This is a genomic window from Herbiconiux liangxiaofengii (assembly GCF_041927335.1).
GTDB classification, from domain to species: Bacteria; Actinomycetota; Actinomycetes; order Actinomycetales; family Microbacteriaceae; genus Herbiconiux; species Herbiconiux liangxiaofengii.
Window position 1 is genome coordinate 199,342 of the sequence record NZ_JBHFHD010000010.1, and the last position, 24,360, is coordinate 223,701.

General features: G+C 72.7%; 18 protein-coding genes. 9 read left to right on the top strand and 9 right to left on the bottom strand.

The genetic code is table 11. The annotated features are described in order from the left end of the window. Positions 1-7: 7 nt before the first annotated feature. Positions 8-889 carry a glycosyltransferase family 2 protein gene (locus tag ACEXOR_RS11580; protein ID WP_374849788.1) on the bottom strand — a complete coding sequence of 294 codons (882 nt, stop codon included), beginning with the start codon at positions 887-889 and terminating at the stop codon, positions 8-10. 128 nt (positions 890-1,017) lie between these two features. Between ACEXOR_RS11580 and ACEXOR_RS11585 the strand changes: the two genes are divergently transcribed. The 5 genes from ACEXOR_RS11585 to ACEXOR_RS11605 all read left to right on the top strand — a co-directional run bounded on the left by ACEXOR_RS11585 (position 1,018) and on the right by ACEXOR_RS11605 (position 8,094). After that, a complete protein-coding gene (locus tag ACEXOR_RS11585; RefSeq protein WP_374849789.1) occupies positions 1,018-3,456 on the top strand; it encodes a glycoside hydrolase family 3 C-terminal domain-containing protein in 2,439 nt (812 codons plus the stop codon). Positions 3,457-3,527: 71 nt separating this feature from the next. After that, positions 3,528-4,532, top strand: a complete 1,005-nt coding sequence (locus tag ACEXOR_RS11590) for a zinc-dependent alcohol dehydrogenase (RefSeq protein ID WP_374849790.1) — start codon at positions 3,528-3,530, stop codon at positions 4,530-4,532. Further along, positions 4,529-5,305, top strand: coding sequence for an alpha/beta hydrolase fold domain-containing protein (locus ACEXOR_RS11595; protein WP_374849792.1), 777 nt, complete (start codon positions 4,529-4,531; stop codon positions 5,303-5,305). Before ACEXOR_RS11590 ends, ACEXOR_RS11595 begins: the two co-directional genes overlap by 4 nt. A gap of 249 nt (positions 5,306-5,554) precedes the next feature. After that, on the top strand, positions 5,555-6,331 hold the full coding sequence (locus tag ACEXOR_RS11600) for an alpha/beta fold hydrolase (RefSeq protein WP_374849793.1): 777 nt from the start codon (positions 5,555-5,557) through the stop codon (positions 6,329-6,331). Next, positions 6,328-8,094 carry a putative bifunctional diguanylate cyclase/phosphodiesterase gene (locus ACEXOR_RS11605; RefSeq protein WP_374849794.1) on the top strand — a complete coding sequence of 589 codons (1,767 nt, stop codon included), beginning with the start codon at positions 6,328-6,330 and terminating at the stop codon, positions 8,092-8,094. The genes ACEXOR_RS11600 and ACEXOR_RS11605 overlap by 4 nt, the downstream gene beginning before the upstream one ends. Before the next feature lie 6 nt (positions 8,095-8,100). On the opposite strand, the gene ACEXOR_RS11610 is transcribed toward ACEXOR_RS11605, so the two are convergent. The 4 genes from ACEXOR_RS11610 to ACEXOR_RS11625 are packed head-to-tail and all read right to left on the bottom strand — an operon-like array spanning position 8,101 to position 11,871. Beyond that, positions 8,101-8,940 (bottom strand): class I SAM-dependent methyltransferase, encoded by an 840-nt coding sequence (locus ACEXOR_RS11610; RefSeq protein ID WP_374849796.1) that lies wholly within the window; start codon positions 8,938-8,940, stop codon positions 8,101-8,103. Then, entirely contained in the window at positions 8,937-9,758 is an 822-nt protein-coding gene (locus ACEXOR_RS11615) for an ABC transporter ATP-binding protein (RefSeq protein WP_374849797.1), read from the bottom strand. The genes ACEXOR_RS11610 and ACEXOR_RS11615 overlap by 4 nt, the downstream gene beginning before the upstream one ends. After that, a complete protein-coding gene (locus ACEXOR_RS11620) occupies positions 9,755-10,765 on the bottom strand; it encodes an ABC transporter substrate-binding protein (RefSeq protein ID WP_374849798.1) in 1,011 nt (336 codons plus the stop codon). Before ACEXOR_RS11620 ends, ACEXOR_RS11615 begins: the two co-directional genes overlap by 4 nt. A 38-nt stretch (positions 10,766-10,803) precedes the next feature. After that, positions 10,804-11,871: a FecCD family ABC transporter permease gene (locus tag ACEXOR_RS11625; RefSeq protein WP_374849799.1), complete on the bottom strand. Its 1,068-nt coding sequence runs from the start codon at positions 11,869-11,871 to the stop codon at positions 10,804-10,806. A gap of 108 nt (positions 11,872-11,979) precedes the next feature. On the opposite strand from ACEXOR_RS11625, the gene ACEXOR_RS11630 reads away from it, so the two are divergent. Further along, entirely contained in the window at positions 11,980-12,540 is a 561-nt protein-coding gene (locus ACEXOR_RS11630) for a putative immunity protein (protein ID WP_374849801.1), read from the top strand. A gap of 399 nt (positions 12,541-12,939) precedes the next feature. Here ACEXOR_RS11630 and ACEXOR_RS11635 read toward each other — a convergent pair whose 3' ends face one another. The 3 genes from ACEXOR_RS11635 to ACEXOR_RS11645 form a co-directional block, all read right to left on the bottom strand. Beyond that, positions 12,940-14,640, bottom strand: a complete 1,701-nt coding sequence (locus ACEXOR_RS11635; RefSeq protein ID WP_374849802.1) for an MFS transporter — start codon at positions 14,638-14,640, stop codon at positions 12,940-12,942. 122 nt (positions 14,641-14,762) lie between these two features. Beyond that, a complete protein-coding gene (locus ACEXOR_RS11640) occupies positions 14,763-15,020 on the bottom strand; it encodes a hypothetical protein (protein ID WP_374849803.1) in 258 nt (85 codons plus the stop codon). 98 nt (positions 15,021-15,118) lie between these two features. Continuing rightward, positions 15,119-15,973 carry a helix-turn-helix transcriptional regulator gene (locus ACEXOR_RS11645; RefSeq protein ID WP_374849804.1) on the bottom strand — a complete coding sequence of 285 codons (855 nt, stop codon included), beginning with the start codon at positions 15,971-15,973 and terminating at the stop codon, positions 15,119-15,121. A gap of 100 nt (positions 15,974-16,073) precedes the next feature. On the opposite strand from ACEXOR_RS11645, the gene ACEXOR_RS11650 reads away from it, so the two are divergent. After that, positions 16,074-16,820, top strand: a complete 747-nt coding sequence (locus ACEXOR_RS11650; RefSeq protein ID WP_374849805.1) for an SDR family oxidoreductase — start codon at positions 16,074-16,076, stop codon at positions 16,818-16,820. 60 nt (positions 16,821-16,880) lie between these two features. Here ACEXOR_RS11650 and ACEXOR_RS11655 read toward each other — a convergent pair whose 3' ends face one another. Next, positions 16,881-18,089, bottom strand: coding sequence for an acyl-CoA dehydrogenase family protein (locus ACEXOR_RS11655; protein WP_374849806.1), 1,209 nt, complete (start codon positions 18,087-18,089; stop codon positions 16,881-16,883). A gap of 130 nt (positions 18,090-18,219) precedes the next feature. Between ACEXOR_RS11655 and ACEXOR_RS11660 the strand changes: the two genes are divergently transcribed. After that, positions 18,220-19,467, top strand: coding sequence for an ROK family transcriptional regulator (locus ACEXOR_RS11660; RefSeq protein ID WP_374849807.1), 1,248 nt, complete (start codon positions 18,220-18,222; stop codon positions 19,465-19,467). A 2-nt stretch (positions 19,468-19,469) separates the two neighbouring features. Further along, entirely contained in the window at positions 19,470-24,335 is a 4,866-nt protein-coding gene (locus tag ACEXOR_RS11665; RefSeq protein ID WP_374849808.1) for a glycoside hydrolase family 3 N-terminal domain-containing protein, read from the top strand. The last annotated feature ends 25 nt before the right edge of the window (positions 24,336-24,360 follow it).

A 24,360-nucleotide genomic window follows, 5' to 3' on the forward strand; every position in this document is an offset into this window, starting at 1 on the left:
ACGGGTGTCAGCCCTTCTCGACGGCCGGGCCGCGCGGCACGCCGCCCCAGGTCTGCGCCGTGCGTCGCTCGCGCAGGCGGCGCTCGACGTGCAGTGCCGGGTAGATTCCAAGGAAGACGGCCATCGGCGCCAGCAGCCGGATGTCGCGGATGCCGTGGGCGTCGTAGGTGCGTTTGAAGCGCTCCACGTAGTACAGGTAGTCGCGCGGCGAGGAGTCGAGCCGGCGGGCCGACATGCCCACGACCATGGCCGAGACGTAGCCCACTTTCAGGCCCTTCAGGGCGAGATGCACCGCGAGGTCGAGGTCTTCGTGCATCAGGTCTTCGCGGTCGGCGCACACGTCGCCGCGCACGGCGAGCCAGGCCGCCTTCGTGATGGCCATGTTGGTGCCGAAGAGGAAGACGTAGTCGCCCGCGAGCTTCACCTGGAGCTTCCGCACCGTGTCGTCGGCGTGGTGCCCGAACGCGCGCATGGGCATGTCGTAGTACTCGACCGGCCCGCTCGCCGCCACGAACTCACCCGTGGCGAACGCACGCTGCACCTGCTCGACCCAGTTCGGCGACAGGGCGCTGTCGGCGTCGATCCGGCCGATCACGGTGCCGGTGGCGGCGTCGAAGCCGGCGTTGCGGGTGGGGGTGATGCCCTGCTCCTCGTTCTGCTGGATGAGTCGGATGCCCGCGTCGGGGAAGGCCGTCTGCATCGACTCGACCGCGGCACGGGTGCCGTCGGTGGAGCGGTTGTCGACGACGATGATCTCCAGCGCCGGCACGGTCTGCTCGATCGCGGCCACCAGGCAGCGCCGGATGCCGGCCTCCTCGTTGTAGGCGGGGATGACGATCGACACCGTAGGCAGCGCGGCGGTTCTCTGGGGCGGGGTCTCGGAGTGCACGGCGTCCTTCGTTCAGGGGTGGGCAGGGCGACCCGGGGGCCGGCGGGCATCCGGCCCGCCCGGCGCACCCGGCGGATTCAGTCTGGCAGAGGGGTGCGCCGGCGCGACAGGGCTCTACGATGAGGCAGATGACGGATGCGACGACCCGGCTCATCGCGCAGCTCTCCGACGCCGAGAAGGTGGCTCTGACCGCGGGGGCCGACGCGTGGTCGACCACGGCCGTCGAGCGGCTCGGCATCCCGGCGCTGCGCCTGGGTGACGGCCCGCACGGAGTGCGCCGACCGCGTGAGGGATCGGGCATGTCGATGTTCGACTCGCACCCCGCCACCTGCTTTCCCACCGCCGCGAGCCTCGGCGCCAGTTGGGACCCCACGCTGGTGGAGGAGGTGGGGGTGGCGCTCGGCCGGGAGGCGGCGTCGCACGGCATCGGGGTGCTGCTCGGCCCCGGCGTGAACCTCAAGCGCACGCCAACGGGGGGCCGCGACTTCGAGTACTTCTCCGAAGACCCGTGCCTCACCTCCCGCCTCGGGTCGGCCTGGGTGCGCGGCGTGCAGAGCACGGGCGTCGGAGCCTCGCTGAAGCACTTCGCGGCCAACAACACCGAGCAGCGCCGGTACGGCATCGACGCCGTGGTCGACGAGCGCGCCCTGCGGGAGCTCTACCTCGCCTGTTTCGAGCGCATCGTGATCGACGAGCAGCCGGCGACGGTGATGGCCGCCTACAACCGGCTGAACGGCACGCACTGCACCGAGAACGGGCCGCTGGTGACCGGCATCCTGCGCGAGGAGTGGGGTTTCGCCGGCGCGGTCGTCTCCGACTGGGGCGCCTCGTGGGACCGGACTCTCTCGATCCCCGCGGGCACCGACCTCAGCATGCCGGGACTCGGGCGGCGCGACGACGCGTACGTGCTCGGGGCGCTGCGGTCGGGGGTGCTGCAGCCGGCCGACCTCGACGCCTCGGTGGGGCGCATCCTGCGGCTCGTCTCGCAGCACGTCGCGGTGGCCGAGGCGGCCCCGGCAGCCGATCTCGACGCGCACCACGACCTGGCGCGGCGGGCGGCTGCGGCCGGAACCGTGCTGCTGCAGAACGACGGGGTGCTGCCGCTGGCGGCCGGCCTGCGACTGGCGGTGATCGGCGCGTTCGCCGAGGACCCACGCTTCCAGGGTGCGGGCAGCTCTCACGTCGTGCCCACGCGGGTCGACACCCTCCTCGAGGCTCTCGCCGTGGCCCAGGGCGTGGCGGCGGTCGACTACGCGCCCGGGTACGACCGGCACCACGACTCGTCGTCGGACGCCCAGCTGGCGGAAGCCAGGGCCGCGGCGGGCGGGGCGGATGTCGCGGTGGTGGTGGTCGGGCTCCCCGAGTCGTTCGAGACCGAGGGCGTCGACCGGACCCACCTGCGGCTGCCGGAGTCGCACGAGCGGGTGATCGACGAGGTGGTGCGGGCGAATCCGAACACGGTGGTGGTGCTGCAGAACGGGTCGCCGGTGGAGCTACCCTGGCGGCACCGGGTGCGCGCCGTGCTGGAGGGTTACCTCGGCGGCCAGGCCGGGGGCAGCGCCCTCGCCGACGTGCTGCTCGGGGCGGCGGAGCCCGGGGGGAGACTGGCGGAGACCTTCCCCGAGCGCTGGGACGAGCATCCGGTCGCCGCGCTGCCGAACGGGCCCGAGACCTGTGGCTACCGCGAGAGCCTGTACGTGGGGTACCGGTACTTCGACAGCGCCGGGGAGCGGGTGGCGTTCCCGTTCGGGCACGGGTTGTCGTACACGCGGTTCGAGTGGTCGGATGCGCGGGTCGAGACCACGGGTGCGGGCGAGTCGGCGGGGGCGGTCGTGCGCGTGGTGCTGACGAACACGGGAAAGCGGGAGGGATCGGAGGTGGTGCAGGTGTACGTGCACGACGCCGAGGCCTCGGTGTTCCGGCCCGAGCAGGAGCTGCGCGGCTTCGCCAAGGTGCAGCTGCGACCCGGGGAGAGCCGTGAGGTGCACGTGCGTCTCGATCGGCGGGCGTTCAGCTTCTGGAGCCCCGCGGCGCACGGCTGGGTGGTCGAGGCGGGGCGCTTCGAGGTGCGGGTGGGGCGGTCCTCGCGCGACATCCGGTGGCGGGGCGAGGTGGAGCTCGAGGGAGCCGTCGCGGGCGCGGGCGACGACCCGGAGGTGTACCGGCACCCCTCCCGCACGGCCGGCTTCCCGGAGGCCGACTTCGCACAGCTGCTCGGGCACCCGGTCGCACCCGGACGCGCTCCCCGGCCCGGCCAGTACGGACTCGACACGGCGGTGCGCGACATGCAGCGGTCGCGGGCCGGGCGGATGCTGTTCCGGCTCGTGAAGTCGCAGGGGCTGAAGGCGATCGGTGCGCCCGAGGGGATGCCGGTCGACGCGGTGGCGGGCGAGGTGGTGGCCCAGCTCACCTTCCGCATGTTCCCCACGGTCAGCGGCGGAGCCGTCGGCCGGCGCGGCACACTGAGGCTGCTGCGGCTGCTGAACCTCCTCGCGCGCCCGCGGCGGCGCACCCGTGCCGCCCGACGGGGCAGCGGCGCGTCGGTTCCTCCCGACAGGATGGGGTAGCCTCGCGACATCGTCCGTCGCAGTGAAGGGATGCCGATCCGGTGAACTGGCCCGTGGGCGACATGCCCGTCTTGAGAATCTCCCCCGGTGAGGTCATGGCCGGAACGGCACCCGTTCCCCCGGAACTGCCCGGCGAGGTGCTCGTCGAGGTGGCCTACCTCGGCATCTGCGGCACCGACGTCGATCTGCTGCAGAGCACCAGCTTCTTCATCGAGCAGGGGCTGTCGGAGTACCCGCTGGTGTTCGGCCACGAGTGGACCGGAACCGTCGTCGCCGTGGCACCCGGAGTGGTCTCCCTGCGGCCGGGTGACGCCGTGGTGGGGCAGACCCTCATCACCTGCGGCGCCTGCGGGCCGTGCCAGGCCGGCGACCGCTCGGCCTGCCTGAACCACCAGGAGGTGGGGCTGCTCGGCCATGACGGGGCCGCCGCCCGGTACATCTCGATGCCCGCGACCGCGCTCACCCGGCTGCCGGAGGGAGCCTCACTGCGCGACGCGACGCTGATCGAACCCGGCGTGACGGCCATGAACGCGGTGCTCACCTGCGGCACCCGGTTCGACGACCGCGTGGCCGTGATCGGAACCGGTGCCCTGGGCCTGCTCGCGCTCGCCGTCGCGCTGCGGGTGAGTCCGTCGGTGGACGTGATCGGGGTGAACCCCACCGGGCTGGCGCTCGCGGCCGAGCTCGGTGCCCGCCGCACCCTGCGGCCCGAGGAGGTGGGCGAGAACGACTACACGGTGGTGATCGAGGCCTCCGGCCAGGCCGACTCCGTCGCGCTGCTGGGCCGGATGCTCCGCCCCGGCGGGCGGGCAGCCCTGGTGGGCGTGGTGAACGGCTCCGCACCCGGGTTCCTGCCGGCCCTGATCACCATGAAGGGCATCACCCTGCACGGCATCTTCCACGGCCTCGACCACTACGGGCGGATGGCCGAGCTCATCGCCACCCCCGGCTTCCCGGCCGGGCAGCTGATCGATCGCGTGCTGCCCTGGCACGACGCCCAGGAGGCGTTCGCGGCACTCGCCGAACGCCGCCGCAGCCGACCCAAGATCCTCCTCGACCTCAGGGAGATGCGATGACCCCCGATTTCGCGCCGCTGTCGTTCTTCGGCGGCCTTCCCTACGCCTCCCGGCCCGAGGGGCAGCTGCTGCTCGACGTGCTCGCCCCCGAACCGGCGGCGACTCTGCGGCCCGTGGTGATCTACCTGCACGGCGGCGGTTGGCACGAGGGCGACCGGGGTGCCGCGCTGCACCCGTGGCTGAACCCGTTGCTCGCCGCCCGTGGGTTCGTGACGGTGTCGCCCACCTACCGGCTGAGCGGCATCGCGACCTGGCCGGCGCAGCTCGACGACGTGCGGGACGCCGTCGCCTGGGTGCGGAAGAACGTGACCCGGTTCGGCGGCGATCCCGAGCGCATCGGCATCCAGGGGTTCTCGGCGGGCGCCCATCTCGCGGCGCTGATCGCGGTCGACCCGGCCCAGGGCATCCGGGCCGCGGCTCTGGCCGCCTGCCCCGCCGACCTGCGGCCGCTGCCGGTGCGCGCCGACGACGAGGTAGGACGGCTGCTGGGCGGGCTCCCCACCCCCGAGCGGCTCGCGGAGATCAGCCCGGTGTGCCACGTGACCTCGGCCGCACCGCCCACGATGATCGTGCACGGCACCCGCGACGAGGTGGTGCCCTTCAGCCAGGGGGAGGCGTTGCGCGACACCCTCCGCTCGGCGGGGGTCGAGGTGCAGTGGCACGCCGTCGACGGCGGAGCGCACGACTGGGCCGACACGCCGTGGAACGGCCTCGACGAGACCAGCTCGGGATTCGGGCCGCTCAGCGCCGACTTCTTCCAGCGCCGGCTATGACAGCGGCTCGACCGGCTCCGGAACGCGGTCACCGGGCGCCGGGTCGCACCGGGAGCAGTACACGAACTGGTCGAGCACCAGCAACTCGCCGTCGGGGCAACTGGTGCACCGCTGATTGAGTCGGATGGGCATCACGAGGGGGAACCTACTCCGAGATTGATGATTTTGTATGAGATGCTGGGAAATGTGCCAGACGAGGGCGCTGTTCCCTCAGCCGCCGAAACGGTCACGACCCGTAACAACGTGACGATGCAGGGCCCGGAGGACGGGCCCGTGCTGTTGTTCGCGCACGGATTCGGCTGCGATCAGGACATGTTCAGCCGCATCCTGCCGTTCTTCGTCGACGACTACCGGCTCGTGCTGTTCGATCACGTGGGTTCGGGCGGCTCCACGCTCGATTCCTACGACCCGGTCGACTACAGCGGCCTCGAGCGCTATGCCCGAGACCTGGTGGAGATCTGCGACGCCCTCGCGCTCCACGACGTGACGGTGATCGCGCACAGCGTCGGTTCGGCCATGGCCCTGCTGGCCTCGATCGACCGCCCCGAGCTGTTCAGTCGCCTCGTGCTCGTGGCGCCCTCGCCCTCGTACATCGACGACGCTGCCGACGACTACGTGGGCGGGCTCTCGGCCGACGACGTCTCCGATCTGCTCGACTCGCTCGACGACAACCACCTGGCGTGGGCGGCGGCGATGGCCCCGGTGGTGATGGCGAACACCGAGCACCCGGTGCTCGTGGACGAGCTCGAGCGCTCGTTCTGCCGGGTCGACCCCGGCGTCATGCGCACCTTCGCGCGCGTGACCTTCCTCTCGGACGTGCGCGCACAGCTGTCGGGCGTGACGGTTCCGAGCCTCATCCTGCAGTGCTCCGACGACGCCCTCGCACCCGCCTCCGTGGGCGAGTACCTGCACGAGCATCTCGCGCACAGCCGGGTCGTCGTGCTCCGGGCCACCGGCCATGTTCCGCAGGTGAGTGCACCGGAGGAGACCGCGCTGGCCATCCTCGACTACCTCGGCGCGGCGTGAGCGACGACGCCTTCGACTACGCCGCGCTGTTCCGGGGCGCCCCGGTGGGCTCGGTCGTCACCGGCGAGGGCGACGTCATCCTGCAGGTGAACGACGCGTTCCTCGCCTGGACGGGCCGCCGCCGCGAGGAGCTGGTGGGCACATCGTTGCTCCGGCTCATCCCGGTGGGCGACCGCATCCTGTTCGCCACCCGGGTGGCCCCGCTGCTGGGGCTGGCCGGCCGGGTGCGGGATGTGGCCCTGACGGTCTTCGATCACCAGCGCGTGCCTCTCGCCGCCTGGCTGGCCGCGTCGCGGATCGAGAGCACGCCGCCGATCACCGCATATGCGATCGGCCCCAGGCGAGAGCGCTCGATCGAGGAGGCGGCGCTGATCGGCGCCGTGCACCGCGCGGAGCTCTCCGATGCGCGACGCCTCGACGCCGAACTGACCCTCGAGCAGGCGGCAGCCGAAGACTCTCTCACCGGCCTGCTCAACCGGGCCGGCCTGCTGAGCGAGGTGCGCGGCATCTTGGAGGCCCGCCCGGCCGTGGGCGAGGTGTGGCTCGGGATGCTCGGTCTCGACCACTTCCGGGTGGTGAACGAGAGTCTCGGCGGCGACGCCGGCGACGAGGTTCTGCGAACGGTGGCGCAACGCCTGCGGGAGCAGCTGGGTGAGCAGGTGTCGATCGCGCGGGTGGGCGACGACGAGTTCGCCGTGGCCCGCGGCGGCGAGGCCGGCATCGAGGGCTTCGCCGACGAGATCGTGCGGGCGGTGGCGCGGCCGATGGTGGTGGCCGATCTGGAGGTGGTGGTGACGGCGAGCCTGGGTGCCGTCGAGGTGTGGTCCGGCGATCCCCGGGCCGGCTTTCCGGGCACCGATGCCGAGAGCCTGCTGCGCAACGCCGCCACGGCGATGCACGAGGCCAAGGCCGCCGGCCGCAATCGGTGGAAGCCGTACATCGCCGGTACGGCCGAGGACGACCGGGCGATCGACGAGCTGCGGCTGCTCGGCGAGATCCGATCGGCGCTGGCCGGTGACGAACTGCGGCTCGAGTACCAACCCCAGCTCGACCTCGCGACCGGTGGGCTGCACGGCTTCGAAGCGCTCATCCGATGGAGCCACCCCGAGCGCGGCGAGATCTCCCCGGCGGGCTTCATCGGCGTGGCCGAGAAGTCGGGTCTGATCAGCCAGCTCGGCAGCTGGGCCTGCCGCACCGCCATCCTGCTGTGCGCGGAGCTCAACGACGCCCCTGGCAGCCGCCCGGTGCGCATGGCGGTGAACATCTCGGCCCGCCAGTTCGGCGACGCCCAGTTCGCGGGCTCCATCGCCGAGCTGCTGGCCGCGAGCGGATTGGAACCGTCGCTGCTCACCCTCGAGATCACCGAGACCGGGCTCATCACCGACCCCGTGGCCGCGGCCACCAATCTGGCCCGGTTGCACGAGCTCGGAGTGCGGCTCTCGATCGACGACTTCGGCACCGGGCACGCGGGATTCGCGTACCTCAAGGACTTTCCGATCGACGAGCTCAAGATCGACCGCAGCTTCGTGAGCGGGCTCGCGGATTCGGCGGATGACACGGCCATCGTGGAGAGCTGCATCCGGCTCGCCGCGGCGATGGGCATCGGCGTGGTGGCGGAGGGGGTGGAGACCGCCGAGCAGCAGGCGCTGCTCGGCGAGCTCGGCTGCGACGTGGTGCAGGGGTTCCACTATTCCCGGCCGCTGGACACCCGGGCGGTACGGGAGCGGGTCGCCGCGGACGGCGCGACGGTCGAGCCGCGGTAGCGTCTCTCAGTCCGTGGCGGTCACCCCGTAGAGCACGTGGTCGTCGAGGTACTGCCAGACGGTGCCGGTCTCGGCGAACCCCGCGCTGCGCAGGCATTCGAGGTGGTAGCCCAGGGTGACCAGGGGCGGCGCCACGTGCAGTTCTGGGCCCCACACCGCCCTCCGGCGCTCGAGTGCCGACGCGTATCGCGGGGTCTCGGCCACCGCCTGCCACCACTGGTCCCAGGTGTCGGCGCCGCCGGCGAAGGTCTCGCGCTGCACGGTGGCGTCGTCGTCGCGGGCGATGCGGGCGAGCACGCTCTCGTGGTGGGAGCTGTAGGCGAGGTGGTCGCCGTTCAGCACGATCCCGCCCGGGCGCAGCAGCGCGGGCAGCCGGCGGTACACGTCGGCGAGCACGCCGGGCTGCAACCAGTGCAGGGCGGTCGAGGACACCACGGCGTCGAACGGGCCGTCGGCGATCAGCGGATGCGCGGCCCAGTCGCGGTGGGCGAGATCGACGGCGGCGGTCGCCAGGCGTGGGTCGGACAGGTCGGCGGCGATGGCCAGCAGCACCGGGTCTTTGTCGGCCACCACGGCGCGGGCGTGCGGGATCTCCCGCAGCACTCTCAGGGCGAGGGAGCCGGTGCCGCCGGCCAGGTCGAGGATGCGCGGCTCGGCGACGCCGGCGCAGACCCCTGCGACGACGCGCGCGATGGTGTCGAAACGCGCGGCGCGATGCCGGATGTAGCCGGTCTGCTGCGCATCCCATCGGTCGGCGAGGGCTCGAGCGCCGGCGACGATCGTCGGGGTGAGGGTCTCCGGCGAGGGGTTCGGGTCGACGAGCGCGGTGCTGGGGTGGTCGGTCATGGTGCGGCCTTTCGGGGCGGTGGGGCGGGCTGGGTCGCTGGGGCGGGCTGGGTCACTGGTGCCGGCAGCGCGAACGAGAAGTGCGTCTGCCCGTCGGCGGAGGCGGAGACGCGGGTGCTCACGTCGTAGACGCGGTCGATCAGCCAGGGGGTGAGGAGCGCCCGCGGGGTGCCCCACCCGGCGACGCGACCGCGGTCGAGCATCACCACGTGGTCGCACACCTCCGAGGCGAGGTCGAGGTCGTGCAGCACCACCACGACCGTGGGGGCGACGCGGCGAAGCAGCCGCACCACCTCCAGCCGGGCGCGCAGGTCGAGGTGGTTCGTGGGCTCGTCGAGCAGCACATGTCCGGCGCCCTGCGCGATGGCCCGGGCGATCGCCACCCGCTGCAGCTCGCCGCCCGAGAGGGTGGCGACCCGGTCGCCCGCGCGCGGCGTGAGGCCGACGGCGTCGATCGCTGCCGCCACCTCCTCGTCGAACGTTGCGGCCCCCGAGCGGAGCACGCCGTGCGCCGCGAGTCCGCCGAGACCCACCTCGTCGACCACGCGGAGCGCCGGGTCGGGGTCGGTGCGCTGCCCCACCTCGGCCACGCGGCGGGCGATCCACCGGCGCGACCGGCGCTGCAGATCGTGACCGTCGATGCTCACCCGCCCATCCGTGGGCCGGATCGCGCGCACCAGGGCCCGGAGCAGCGTGGTCTTGCCGCTGCCGTTGGGCCCCACGATGCCCGTCACCCAGCCCGACGGAGCGGTGAAGGAGACGTCGTCGAGCAGCACCCGCCCGCCGGTGCGCACGGTGAGCCGCGAGGCCTCGATCACGCCAGTGCGGCCAGTCGCTCGGCGAGCTCGGCCGGGCCGCGCACCGAGAGCATGCTCGGCGGGTCGGTGAAGGCGAACGGCAGCGCCAGCACGCGGCCCGACCGCACCGCGGAGAGCGCGTCGACGCCTGGGGCGCTCAGGAAGGAGTCGATCGTGGCCTGCGGGTCGCCGCTGGAGTAGAGCAGCACGATGGTGGCGGGGTCGCGCGAGACGATGTCTTCGACGTTGGCGTCGAACACCCGCTGTTCGGAGTCGGCGTAGACGTTGCGGAGACCGGCCGCCTCGAACACGGGCGTCACCATGCTCGGGCCCCCGTAGGGCGAGAGCACCGAGCCGCCGGAGGAGACGTAGAGCGCGGCGGCGGTTCCGGCGTCGGGCGCGCTCGAATCGAGGCCGGCGGAGGCCGCGGCGATCGCATCGTCGGCTCGCCCGCTCTCGCCGAGGAGGGCACCGAGGGTGCGCACCTCGCTCCACACCCGGTCGAAGGTGGCGCGCCCGCTCAGCTCGGGGCCGGGCGAGGTGCAGTAGGCGCTCGGTGAGTAGACCGCGATGCCGGCTGCGGCCAGGGCCGACCGGTCGACGGCGTTCTCGGGGGCGATGACCAGATCGGGCTCGGCCCCGAGGATGCTCTCCTCGGACACGATCGACCCGCCCGTCGAGTTCTTCTCGGTGGACAGCAGGCCGAGGCCGTCGAGGGTGCTGTAGGTGGAGTCGTCGTAGAGGCCCGGCTCGGGCAGCGAGGTGAGCGCCACCACCCGGTCGACCGCGTCGAGGGCCTCGAGGTTCGCGAGGGCGTCGGTGTTCACGAGCACGATGCGCTGCGCGGGGTGATCCAGCGACACCTCGGTGCCGCAGTTCGTCACCGAGACGGCCGCTCCGGATGCGGGCGGGTCGCCCGCCTGGCCGGGTGCGCCGGCCGGTGCGGCCGAACAGGCGGCGAGGGCCGTGGCGGCCGCGAGCGTGAGGGCGACGGAGATCGCGAGGCGGGCAGGGCGGGGTGGGGTCATGGGTGTGTCGGCCTTTCGGGTCGGGTGGGGGTTCGGGTCTAGTCGGTGCGGCCGGAGGCGCGCAGCAGCAGGAGCAGGAACGGCGCTCCGAGGATGCCGGTGATCACGCCCACCGGGATCTCCTGCGGAGCGAGGGCGGTGCGGGCCACGGTGTCGGCGGCCACCAGGAGCATCGCGCCGAGCAGGGCGGACACGGGCAGCACGAGCCGGTGCCGGCCGCCCACGAGCCGTCGCGCGAGGTGGGGAACCACGAGCCCGATGAATCCCACTCCGCCCACTGCTGCCACGGTGACGCCCACCATCGCCGAGACGCCCACCATGAGGGCGAGCCTGGTGCGCTCGGGATCGATGCCCGCTGAGCGTGCGGAGTCGTCGCCGGAGGCGAGCGCATCCGTCAGCGGGGCGATCAGGATGAGCGCCGTGAGCCCGACGGCACCCGCGAGGGCTGCTGCGGCGAGCGAGGCGGGCTGCACCGCGGCGAGGGAGCCGAGGAGCCAGAACAGTACCGACCGGGCCGCCTCGGGGGAGTCGCTGGAGAAGACGAGGAAGCTCGTGACCGCATTGAGGGCGTAGCCCACCGCGAGGCCGGCGAGCACGAGACGGAACGGTCCGCGCCGGCTCGAGGCGCCGGCCAGCAGCAGCACCAGCAGCACGGCGCCGATCGCTCCTGCGAGGGCCGCGCCCGAGAACAGCAGGGCGCCCCCGCCACCCACCGCGAGCACGACGACGGCCACCCCCGTGGAGGCGCCCGAGTTGATGCCGAGCAGGTACGGGTCGGCGAGCGGGTTGCGCACCAGCGCTTGCAGCATCGCCCCCGCCGCCGCCAGCACGGCGCCCGCGACCACGGCCATGGCCACCCGGGGCGCGCGGGTGGCCCAGACGATCTGCTCGACCGAGTCGCTCCAGTCGCCGGCGGGGGCGAGCAGGAGGCGGTGAGCGAGCACCGAGCCGACGGTGCCCGGGTCGATCGGCACCGGCCCGATGGCGACGGCGGTCACGGCGGTCGCGGCGAGCACGACGACGAGAACCAGCACCACGGCGGCCCCACGACGGCGCGCCCGCCGGATGCCGGCGACCGCGGGGCCCAGCGGCGCGGTGGTGGTCATGACGTCCTCGGTTCGGTCTGCGCCTCTTGATGAGAACGGTTCTCATTAACGTAGCGCATCGACGCCAGCGGCCTCGACCGGGCCCGGATGCGGTGGTACGAATAGGGCGTGCCGATCCTGCCGAAAGAGCGTGACCCCCGGCTCGTCACCCTGCGCCGGGGCGGCACGCTGAGCGACGACGACCACCGCGCGCTGATGGCCTGGTCGATCGCCTGCGCGGAGCACGTGCTGCCCCTGTTCGAGCGGGAGGCGGGCGCCACGGCAGCCGGTGCACCGGCCGGCACGGCCACCGGTGCCGTCGACCCCCGGCCTCGGGATGCCCTAGCCATCGCCCGCGCCTGGGCGCGCGGTGAGGTGCCCATGGCCACGGCGCACCGGGCGGCCTTCCAGGCCAACGCCGCCGGGCGTGGGTTGCCGGATGCCGCCCGGTTCGCCGCGCTGGCGGCAGGGCAGGCGGTGGCGGTGGCGCACGTGGCGGCGCACGACCTGGGGGCCGCGGCCTACGCCATCAGGGCGGTGGGGGCATCCGTGGCGGCCGACCGGGCCGACGCCGCGCGCGCCGCCGAGCGGGCGTGGCAGCGGGCGATCATCCCGGCCGAGGTGCGCGACCTCGTGCTCGACGACCAGCGCCGGAGGAGCGCCCTCTGCTGGAACGTCTTCGACGACTGAGCGGGTGCTGGGTCGTATTCGCCCGGATGACCTCACGGAAGCGAAGACCTTCGTGCAACGCGTGCAGCCAGCGATCGCGGAGTGATGGCTAAGTGGGCGAGCGATGTTGTACCGGGTGTCGTCGTCGAGTAGCGGTCGGTAGAGGTACGAAAGGTCGCCCTTCTGGAATGCATGCACGGCGACGTGCCGCTGATCGAAGTACGTCTCGCCGACGAACTCCAATTGCGCTCTGACCCCTCTCGGGCAACGTGGGAGGCAATCGGTGCCGCTCACGGCGTCGGAGCCTCCACCGTGCGCCGGGCACTTGAGAAGGACGAACAAGCCGACGCCGTGTGATGAATGAGCGAATGGCGCGCACCTCCCACCCTCCATCAGGCCTAGGGCGGACCCGCCCGCGGGTCAGCGCGCGCCGGGGCGCGACGCGTCGGGGCCCGGGGTGCCGGGGTCGGACGAGAGGTGGTCGCAGGAGAAGTAGTGCCGCTCCACCGGCGCGCCGTCGGTGTGGGCCAGGGCCGCCGCCCGGATCTCGCGGTCACGGCCGGTGAGCCGCTGGGTCTCCTGGCGCCGGAACTCGCCCCACGAGGGTACGAAGAACGACTCGAGCACCTCGTGCTGCCGCTCGCCGCTGCGGTACAGGCCCCACCGCGAGCCTCCCGTGCGCCGGCGCGATCCCTCCACCTGCCGCATGGCCTCACGGAACCGGGCGAGGGATGCCGGCGGCACGGTGTAGGTGATCTGCACGAGCACCGGGCCATCCGTGGGATCGGGCTCGAACACGAGGGTGGGCGTGGCCCACGTCGACGAGATCGACCGGTCGACGGTGCCCGTGCCGGCCAGGAGAGGCAACGGTTTCACACTCACGGCCACCACCCCGAGCAGCACGGCGGCTGCCGCGAGCGCCGCGGGGGTGTGCACCAGCTGCGCCACGACGCCCCAGCCGAACGAGCCGATCGCCATCGTGCCCATGAACACCAGGATGTAGATCGAGGCGCCGCGCGAGCGCACCCACTGCGGCAGGGTGAGCTGCAGGGCGGCGTTGAGCACCGTGAGGGTGCCGATCCAGGCCACCCCCGCGAGCACGAGGAGCACGAGGGTGAGGGCGAAGGGGAGGAATGCCGCCGCGAGCGTGCCCACCGCGAACAGCACCGCACTCGCCGCCAGCACCACGTTGTCGGAGACACGCTTGCGGGCCACGGGCAGCACGACGATGCCGAGCACCGCTCCGGCGCCGATCGCCCCGAGCAGCAGGCCGTAGCCGCTCGAGTCGAGACCGAGGCGGGTGGCGGTGACGGGCAGCAGGGCCCAGAGAGCACTCGCGGGCAGGGCGAACAGTGCCGACCGCAGCAGGATGCGGCGCACGAGCCGTGCCGACGCCACATAGCGCACCCCGGCTCGGAGTGCGGGCCCGAACGGCTCGCGATCGTCGAGCCCGGCCTGCGGCGGACGCTTCCACCACCACAGTGCGGCGACCGCGCCCACGAAGCTGAGCGCGTTGATGCCGAACACCACGGGCGCCCCGGCGAACGACAGCAGCACCCCGGCCAGTGCCGGCCCGACGGCGCGGGCCCCGTTCACCGTCACCCCGCCGAGGGCCGACGACGCTCCGATGAGCTCGCGAGGCACCAGCTCGGGCTGGATGGCCTGCCAGGCCGGAGACGTCAACGTCGACGTGATGCCGAGCAGGAAGGTGAAGGCGAGGATCGTGAGGGGCGTGAGCGAGCCGAGGGCGGCGACGGCGGTGAGTGCCACGGCGATCAGCGCGCTCGCGGCCGAACCCCAGATGAGGAGCTTGCGCCGGTCGAGCGAGTCGGCCAGCACCCCGGCCGGCAGCGAGAACAGCATCGCGGGTGCGAGACTCGCCGTCTGCACCAGGGCGATCACGGTGGCTCCGGCGGCGGCCTCGACGAGGTACCACTGGGCGCCGACGGTCTGCATCCAGGAGCCGATGTTGCTGCCGAGCTGGGCGAACCAGAGCACCCGGAAGGCGGTGATCGCCATCGGCGCCCAGGCCGACGCGGCGGCACCGGCCGAGGAGCGTGCGGTGGCGGACTTCGGCGAGGGGGAGTCGGCAGGGCTGGACGGCACCGGCTTCGGCGACACAGCGATCCCTTCGGAGCGGGCACGAACGTGGACGCCCTCAGGTTAGGGCTGTCACGCCCCGAGGCGGGTGGCTCTGCTGGGGTCACCCGCCATCCACTATCCGCCGCCCGCGCGGCGAGCCGTCAGAACCCGCGTCGCGAGCGGTGCAGGATGTCGCTGCGGTCGCCGAGCGCGTTGTCGGGCACCGCATCGTGCGTGCCCTCGTCGATCGCGCCCTCGACCCGGCCGTCGGCCGACCGGGCCGCGTCACCCAGACTGCGCTCCCGCAACTCGTGCGCCATCCGCCGCCGCTTGGCCCCCACGATCACGGAGAAGACCACGATCGAGACCACCACGGCCGCCACCACGATGATCAGCACCCAGGTTCCGAAGTCGTACATGTTCCACCTCACAGAGAGTTCGGGAAATGTCGAGATCGACGCTACCGAGCAAACCTCCGTACCACGTGTGCAACCCGCCGCACGCCGCGACGGCCGGCTCAGCCGGGCAGTTCCTCCGCGCTGAAGGTCTGCTGGCCGAGCACGGCGAGCAGCTCGATCTTGCGGGCCGACTCGGAGTGCGGTTCGGGGGTCAGCACGAGCAGCGTCTGGCTCTGGTCCTCGGTGAACAGCGCCTGGCAGTCGAGCTCGATCGCGCCCACCTCGGGGTGCAGCAGGGTCTTGTGGTCGCTGAACCGGGTGGCCACGTCGTGCAGCTCCCACACCTCCGTGAACTCGGGGCTCACGCGTTCGAGCTCCCGCAGCAGGATGCCGGCCCGCGACTGCGCCCCGGCCGCACCGTACGCGGCGCGGAGGCTCGCCACCTGCGCCCGGCTCTGCCTCGCCTGGTCGGCGACGGGGTAGATCGAGCGCTCGTGCGGGTCGGTGAACCAGCGGTAGACGCTGCTTCGCCGCATGCCCCGGTAGCCGGAGTGCTCACCGAGCAGCGCTGCGCCGAGCCGGTTCTGGGCCAGTGTCTCGCCGAGACTCGACAGGATGAGCGCCGGTGTCGCGTCGAGCCGGTCGAGCACGCGCATCAGCGCGGGCGCCACGTGGGAGTCGAGCGGGCTGCGCGCGGGCGCGTTGTGGCCGGCGAGGCGGTAGAGGTAGTCGCGCTCGTCGCTCGAGAGCCGCAACGCGCGGGCGAGCGCCGACAGCATCTGCTCAGAGGGCTGGGGGCCGCGAGACTGCTCGAGGCGGGTGTAGTAGTCGGTCGACATGCCGGTGAGCGCGGCCACCTCGTCGCGGCGGAGGCCGCCCACCCGCCGGCGGGCGCCCGCCGGCAGCCCGACGTCGGAGGGCTGCAGACCCTCGCGACGGGAGCGGAGGAAGGCGGCGAGCTCGGAACGGTCCATGCTGCCATCCTCCGCCATCCGGCCGCCGTCAGACAGGGATCGGCGGTCCCCGGATGACGGCGCTCTGCCACCGGCGCCCGGTGCGGCCGACACTGGAGCCATGAACCTCACCGGAAACACCATCTTCATCCCCGGCGCCACCTCGGGCATCGGACTCGCCCTCGCCGAGCGGTTCCAGGCCGCCGGCAACACCGTCGTGATCGGCGGCCGCCGCACCGACCTGCTCGACCGCCTCGTGGCCGAGCACGGCTTCGACGCGGTGACCATCGACACCACCGACGCCGCATCCGTTCTCGCCGCCCGCGACGAGGTGCTCGCCCGCCACCCCGAGCTGAACGTGGTGATCGCGATGGCCGGCGTGATGGAGGCCGAGCAGGTGACCGACCCCGGCTTCCTGACCACCGCCGAGCGCATCGTCGACACCAACATCCTCGGGCCGCTGCGGCTGGTGTCGGCCTTCATCGAGCACCTGCAGTCGCGACCGGATGCGACGCTCATGACGGTCTCGTCGGGCCTCGCCCACACCCCGCTGGCCGCGACGCCCACCTACAACGGCACGAAGGCCTTCGTGCACCAGTACTCGGAGTCGATCCGACTGCAGCTCGCCGGCACCTCGGTGCGGGTGCTCGAACTCGTGCCGCCCGCGGTGCAGACCGAGCTGATGGCGGGCAACTCCGTGAACGAGCACTTCATGCCGCTCGACGCCTTCGCCGACGAGGTGATGGCGCTCATCCAGGCGCAGCCCGACGCCACCGAGATCCTCGTCGACACGGTGCGGTTCCTGCGCTTCGCCGAGGTGGAGGGGCGCTACGACTCCGCGGTGGCCGCCGTCAACGCGCGGGGCTGAGCGTCGGCCGAGGCCACGCAGGCCCGGGGCGGCGGCTGCGGGCGCGGCCGCGGCCGCGGCTCAGCCGAAGGCCGCGAGGCCCGTGAGCGCCCGGCCGATCACGAGGGCGTGGATCTCGTCGGTGCCCTCGTAGGTGCGCACCGCCTCGAGGTTGGCGAGGTGGCGCATCACCGGGAAGGCCGAGGTGATGCCGTCGCCACCCAGCACCGAGCGCGCGAGGCTCGCGACGGCGATGGCCTCCCGCACGTTGTTGAGCTTGCCCACGCTGATCTGCGCCGGCGTGAGGGTGCCCGCCGCCTTGAGCCGGCCGAGATGCAGGGCGAGCAGCAGACCTTTCTCGTACTCCAGCAGCATGTCGGCGAGCTTGCCCTGGGTGAGCTGGAACCGCCCGATCGGGCCGCCGAACACCTCGCGGTCGAGTGACCGCCCGAGCGCCGCCACCAGACAGCTGCGGGCCGCCCCCATCACACCCCAGACGATGCCGAACCGCGCCTCGTTCAGGCAGGTGAACGGCGCACCGAGTCCGCGGGCGTCCGGCAGCCGCGCCGCCTCGGGAACCCGCACGCCGTCGAGCACCACGTCGCACTGGACCGAGGTGCGCATCGCGAGCTTCCCGGCGATGGGCGTCGCGCGGAAGCCGGGTGTATCGGTCGGCACCAGGAAGCCGCGCACGCCCTCATCGGTCTGCGCCCACACCACGGCCACGCCGGCCACGCTGGCGAGCCCGATCCAGCGCTTCACCCCGTCGATCACCCAGTCGCCGCCCGACCTGACGGCCCGGGTGGTCATCGCGGCCGGGTCGCTGCCGCCCTCGGGCTCGGTGAGCGCGAAACAGCCGAGCACCGCACCCCGGGCCATCGGGGGCAGCCATGCACTCTTCTGCTCCTCGGAGCCGAACCGGTCGATCGCCGTCATGGCCAGCGATCCCTGCACCGAGACCAGGGTGCGCCATCCGCTGTCGGCCGCTTCGAGCTCGAGACAGACGGCGCCGTACGACACCGCGTCGGCACCGGCGCAGCCGTGACCGGAGAGATGCATGCCGAGAAATCCTTGCTCGCCCAGCTCGGTCACGAGTTCGGCACGGAACCGATGGTTCTCGAAGTCGTCGTCGACGGTGGGCAGGATGCGGTCACGCGCGAAGGCGCGCGCCCGGATCGCCCACCCGCGCTGCTCGTCGTCGAGGAGCGAATCGCCGTCGAACACGGCCGCCAGGGCGTCGTGGGGGCGCACGGAGGAGGACACGGCGTCGTCGCCGGATACGGAGCTCATCCCGCCAGTCTGCGGGGCCGCTGGGTGTGTTTCAATGAGAGATGTCGCGTGCCCTGTTCGGGGGCGGCGATGCCCCCGACGTCAGAGGCGACGCCGGGTGCACGAGGTCGGCCATCGAGGGGGATGCGCGGTGACAGCAGCAGCGGGTGGGCCGGGGCACGGCGACCATCTGGAGTTCATCCGGCGCGCGGGCCGCACCACGCGGAAGGCCATCGCCGAGCACACCGGGCTGTCGCGGAGCGTGGTGGCGCAGGGCGTCGCCGAGCTGATCGCCCAGGGGATCGTGGTGGAACGGCGCGTCGACCCGCTACCGACCGATGCCCCCGGAGCGCTCCGCGCGCGCCGGGGCCGCCCCACCTCGGTGCTCGAGCTGGCGCCCCAGCGCGGTGTCGTGGTGGCCGCCGACATCGGGCACCGGCATCTCACCGTGGCCACCTGCGACCTGCACGGGGGCGTGCTGGCCGAGCGCCGCATCCCGTTCCCGGTCGACGAGGGGTCGGCGCCGACGTTCCGCCGCGTGCACGCGATGACGGCCGAGTCGCTCCGCGAGGCGGGGGCGGTGGCCGCCGAGGTGAAGGCGTTCGGGGTGTCGCTGCCGTTCCCGGTGATGAAGGCCACCGGAACGGTGCGGGCCCCGGCCGCTCTGGCCGGCTGGCAGCACGCCGAGGCCGCTCGGGCGCGGCCCCCCGGCATCTCCGGCCCCCTCGTGGCCGACAACGACGCGAACTTCGGGGCCTGGGGCGAACGGGTGCACGGGCACCGCGCCCATCCGGCCCGTGCCGACGGCACGCTCGACAACCTCCTCTACGTGAAACTCGGTCACGGCATCGGGGCCGGCCTCGTGGTCGACGGGATGCTGCTGTCGGGTGCTCGGGGGACCGGCGGCGAGATGGGGCACATCCAGGTGGTGCCCGGGGGAGCGCTCTGCCGCTGCGGCCGGCGCGGCTGCCTCGAGACCGTGGTGGCCGAGAGTCTTCCCGACCACCGTCTGGCGGGGCTGCGGGTGGGGCGCGCCATCGCGCAGCTGTGCGCCTTCATCGATGCGGAGACGGTCATCCTCGGCGGCACCTTCGGGGGCTCGGCCGCCCTGGTCGACGGAGTACGGGAGGCGTTCGAGCGGTACCTGCCGGGGGGTGAGGCCGCCGACGGGGGAGGGACGGCCGGGCCGGATGCGGGCGCCTCGCGGGTCGACGTGCGGGCCGCGGTGCTCGGCGAGCGGTCGGAGCTCGTGGGCATCATCGATCGGGCGCTCTCCGCGGCGTGGGCCTCCGGCGACATCCGCCCGGCGACGACCGCGCTTTCGTCCTTCCGCCGGACAAATTCGCGGGCTGTACTTGACGTTCCGTTCGAATCAGAACGGTTCGTCATGAAGGAGTGACAGTGCCCGCACCCGGCCAGAGGCTCGCCGCCCGAACATCCCGACGCCGACCTCTGCGAGGGCTTCTCGCGGCCGGGCTCTCCGTCGCCCTGCTGGGAGCGGGCCTCGTGGCCGGCCAGACGGCGAACGCGGCCGCCCCCGACCTCGCGCGCGCGGGCACCACCACCGCCTCGGCCTCGCAGAACGACCAGGACGGCAGCTTCCCCGCCTCGAACGCCACCGACGGCAATGCGGCCACGCGGTGGGCGAGCGGCAACGGTCCCGACTCCGACACCACCTTCACGGCGTCGCTCACCACCGACCTCGGCTCCACGGCCACCGTCACCGACGTGGAGATCACCTGGGAGGCCGCCTACGCCGTGGCCTACGACGTGCAGGTCGCCACCTCGAACCCCGACGACCCCGCCAGCTGGAGCACCGCCGCGAGCGAGACCGCGGGAGTCGGCGGCACCGAGCAGGTGGTGTTCGACGCCCCGGTCGACGCCCGCTACGTGCGGCTGGCGATGCTCGAGCGCGCGGCCGCCACGTGGGAGGCGCCCGTTCTGCACTACTACGGCTACTCGGTCTACACCCTCGCCGTGCACGGCTCGGTGGCCGTGCCCACCGCCGGGTTCGAGGCGCAGGCCGTCTCCGTCGGCGCCGGAGGCGACGCCGAGCTGAACGTGACGCTGAACAGCCCCTCGGATGCCGACCAGTCGGTGCGGGTCACCAGCACCGACGGTTCCGCCACCGCGGGAACCGACTACACCGCCGTCGACCAGGTGATCACCGTTCCGGCGGGCCAGACCTCGGCGGCCGTCACCGTGCCCACCGTCTCGCAGGGAGCGCTCACCCCCGAGCGCACCTTCATGCTGAGCCTCTCCGAGCCCTCGGACGGCATCGTCATCGGCCCGCGCAGCACCGCCGTCGTCACCGTCCGCCCGACCGGCGAGCTCCCGAACGACGGCGCCCGCACGGTGCTGCAGGACTTCGAGGCCGGAGTGCCCTCCGACTACTCCACCTGGGCCAGCGCCGACTCCGTGAAACCGGTGCTCACGACGGCCGTCGACGACGGCATCCCGGGCGCGGCGGTCGACAACCACGTGCTCGTGGCGACCGTGGGCGGAACGCCCTCGGCAGCCGACTGGTTCGGCTTCACCAACGACACGGCCGCCCAGGACTGGTCGGCCTCCGACGGCTTCAGCTTCTGGTTCCTCGGCACCGGCAGCGGCAAGACGCTCGGCTACGAGGTCAAGTCGGGCGGCCAGCTGTTCGACCAGAGCCTCGTCGACGACAGCACCGGCTGGCGCGAGGTGCGCGTGCTCTTCACCGACCTGCGCCTGAAGAACGACCACTCGAGCCCGGCCCGCTTCCTCCCGTCGGCCTCCACCGGATTCGCCGTCACCCTCACCGGACTCGGCGCCGGCACCTGGTCGTTCGACGACTTCTCCACCTTCGAACGGGCCACCACCCTCGAGGACTTCCAGGGCGAGATGCCGATCGGCACGTCGACGAACCCGGTGGGCTTCTTCACCTGGGGCTCCGACGAGGGTCTCGCGAGCATGGAGGTGACTGCGCAGCAGCGGGGCGACGTACCGGACAACCGCGTGCTCTCGGGCAGCTACCTCATCCCCTCGGGCGGCTACGCGGGATTCAGCGACAACCTCGCGTCGTCACAGGACTGGAGCAGCTACCAGGGCCTGCGGTTCTGGTGGTACGCCTCCCAGGCCTCGAACCCCGCCTCGCCCACGGCGGGCGACGACATCAAGGTCGAGCTCAAAGACGGTGGCCCCGACGGCGAGCACTCCGAGCTCTGGGCGGCCACCTTCAAAGACAACTGGGGCAGCTCGACGAGTCGCTGGAAGCTGGTGGAGCTGCCGTTCAGCGCCTTCTCGATCGGCGGCTACCAGCCCGGCAGCGCCGAGACCCAGAACGGCTCCCTCGACCTGACGAGCGCCTGGGGCTTCGCCATCACGTTCGCGCCCGGCAAGCCCACGCGCACGAACTGGGCCGTCGACGACGTGCAGCTCTACGGCACCCCCGAGCAGGCGGCGAACCTCACGGTCACCACCTCGAAGGACGTGTACCTGCTGAACCCGGGCGAGACCGCGCCGGTGGGGGTGACCCTCACCACCTCGAACGGCGACCCGCTCACCGATGCGGTGCAGGTGACCTACGCGCCGGGTACCGGGACCGCTGAGATCGGCACCCATGTGGCGTCGTTCGGCGGCACCCTCACCTTCGCGGCGGGCACCGTGTCGGGTTCGACGCAGACCTTCGACGTCACCGCCCTGGCTGCGGCGTCGGCCGGTGACCAGGCCCGGAGCATCCCCGTGGTGCTCGACGCGCAGGGCGCCCAGCTGCCGGCCGCCGACCCTCGCGTGGTGGTGAACGCCCATGGTCTGCCCTACCTCGACCCGTCGCTGCCCACCGCCGCCAGGGTCGACGATCTGATGAGCCGGATGAGCCTGGCCGAGAAGGTGGGCCAGATGGCCCAGGCCGAGCGGCTCGGTCTCACCTCACCCGGCCAGATCGCCGATCTGGGGCTCGGCTCGATCCTCTCGGGAGGTGGCTCGACCCCGGCCGAGAACACCCCAGAGGCCTGGGCCGACATGATCGACGGATTCCAGGAGCAGGCGCTGTCGACCTCGCTCCAGATCCCGCTGCTCTACGGCGCCGACGCCGTGCACGGCCACAGCAACGTGATCGACGCCACGATCTTCCCGCACAACATCGGGCTCGGCGCCACCCGCGATCCGGCCCTCGTGCAGCAGCTCGCCGAGGACACGGCGGTGGAGACCAAGACCACCGGCGTGAACTGGGCCTTCGCGCCGTGTCTGTGCGTCAGCCGCGATGAGCGGTGGGGCCGCACCTACGAGTCGTTCGGCGAGGACCCGGCCCTGGTCGAATCGTTCTCCGCTCCGAGCATCGTGGGCCTGCAGGGTGACGGCGCCGGCGACAAGTCGGCCACCGACGAGGTGCTCGCCACGGCGAAGCACTGGGTGGGCGACGGCGGCACGGGCTATGACCCCACGAAGGCCGGCAACGGGTATCCGATCGACCAGGGGCTCACGGTGTCGCCGTCGCTCGAGGACTTCCGCCGCACGCACGTCGACCCGTACCTGCCCGCCATCGAGGCCGGGGTGGGCAGCATCATGCCCTCCTACTCGGGAGTCGACATCGCCGGAACCGGTGACGTGCGGATGCACGAGAACACGGCACTGAACACCGACCTGCTGAAGGGCGAGCTCGGTTTCGACGGCTTCCTGATCAGCGACTGGGAGGGCATCGACAAGCTGCCGGGCGGTACCTACGCCGAGAAGGTGGTTCGCTCGGTGAACTCGGGACTCGACATGGCGATGGCGCCGTACAACTTCGACGCCTTCATCACGGCGGTCGAGACCGCGGTGACCACGGGCGGCACGATCCCGCAGAGCCGGGTCGACGACGCGGTGGAGCGCATCCTGACGCAGAAGTTCGAGCTCGGCCTGTTCGAGCAGCCCTTCGCCGATCGCAGCGCGGCCGACCGCTTCGGCGGCCAGGCCCACCGGGCGGATGCGCGCCAGGCCGCCGCCGAGTCGCAGGTGCTGCTGAAGAACGACGGCGTGCTGCCGCTGGCGAAGGACGCCTCGGTGTACGTGGCCGGATCGAACGCCGACGACCTGGGCAACCAGATGGGCGGCTGGACGATCTCCTGGCAGGGCGGCTCCGGCCCCACCGCCACGACGGGAACCAGCATCCTGAACGGCATGAAGCAGGTGGCTCCGGATGCGACGATCACCTACTCGAAAGACGCCTCGGCTCCCATGACGGGCAGCGACGTCGGCGTGGTGGTGGTGGGGGAGACCCCGTACGCGGAGGGTCAGGGCGACGTCGGCAACAACGGGCACAGCCTCTCGCTCACCGACGCCGACCGCGCCACCATCGACACCGTGTGCGGAGCGATGGAGTGCGTGGTGCTGGTGGTGTCGGGCCGGTCGCAGATCGTCACCGACCAGCTGCCGGAGATCTCGGGTCTCGTGGCCTCGTTCCTCCCCGGCAGCGAGGGCGCCGGAGTGGCCGACACGCTGTTCGGCGACATCCCGTTCACCGGCCGGCTGCCCCTGACCTGGCCGGCCGACGCCGCCCAGGTGCCGATCAACGTCGGTGACGAGGCGTACCAGCCCGCGTTCGCCTACGGTTGGGGCGAGCGCACGGATGCCCCGAAGGCGCGGCTGGAGGCGCTGTCGGCGGCGCTGCCCGAGGGTTCGGCGCGCACCGCGGTTGACGCCTTCGTGGCGGCTCCGGTGTGGGATGCGGCGGGAGCCGTGATCGACTCCGACGAGGCGCGGGCATCGGCCGCCCAGCGCGGGGCGGAGGCCGCGGCGGCGCTCACGGGAGCCGCCCAGGGCGACGCTTCAACGGCGACGGACGCCACGGCCGAGAGCCTCGCCGGGGTCGACGCGCCGACCCTCGCTGCCGCCGACGAGCTGGTCTCGGTCATCCGAGACCTGGCGCAGGACGCGATGGTGGCGGGCACCGATGTCACGGGCGACCGGTCGGAGGCCGTCACGGCCGACGCCGAGCACGAGTTGCTGAGCGGCGACGCCGTCACCGCGGTGACGCTGCTGGCGTCGGTGTTCGGGGTGACCGTGGTTGATCCGGGGACGGGCGGCCCCGGTACGGGCGGCGGCCCCGGTACGGGTGGAGGCCCCGGCACGGGTGGCGGGCCGGGCACGGGTGAACCCGGACCGGGTCAGCCGGGCTCCGACCAGGCCGGTGGCTCCTCGGGCGACGGGCTCGCGATCACCGGCAGCCAGGCCGCGCTGATCGCGGGGATCGCGCTGCTCGTGCTGGGTGCCGGAGCGGCGACGTTCCTGATCGCGCGGCGCCGCCGACAGGCACCGTAGCGCGGGGTCAGGCGACGAAGGGCGG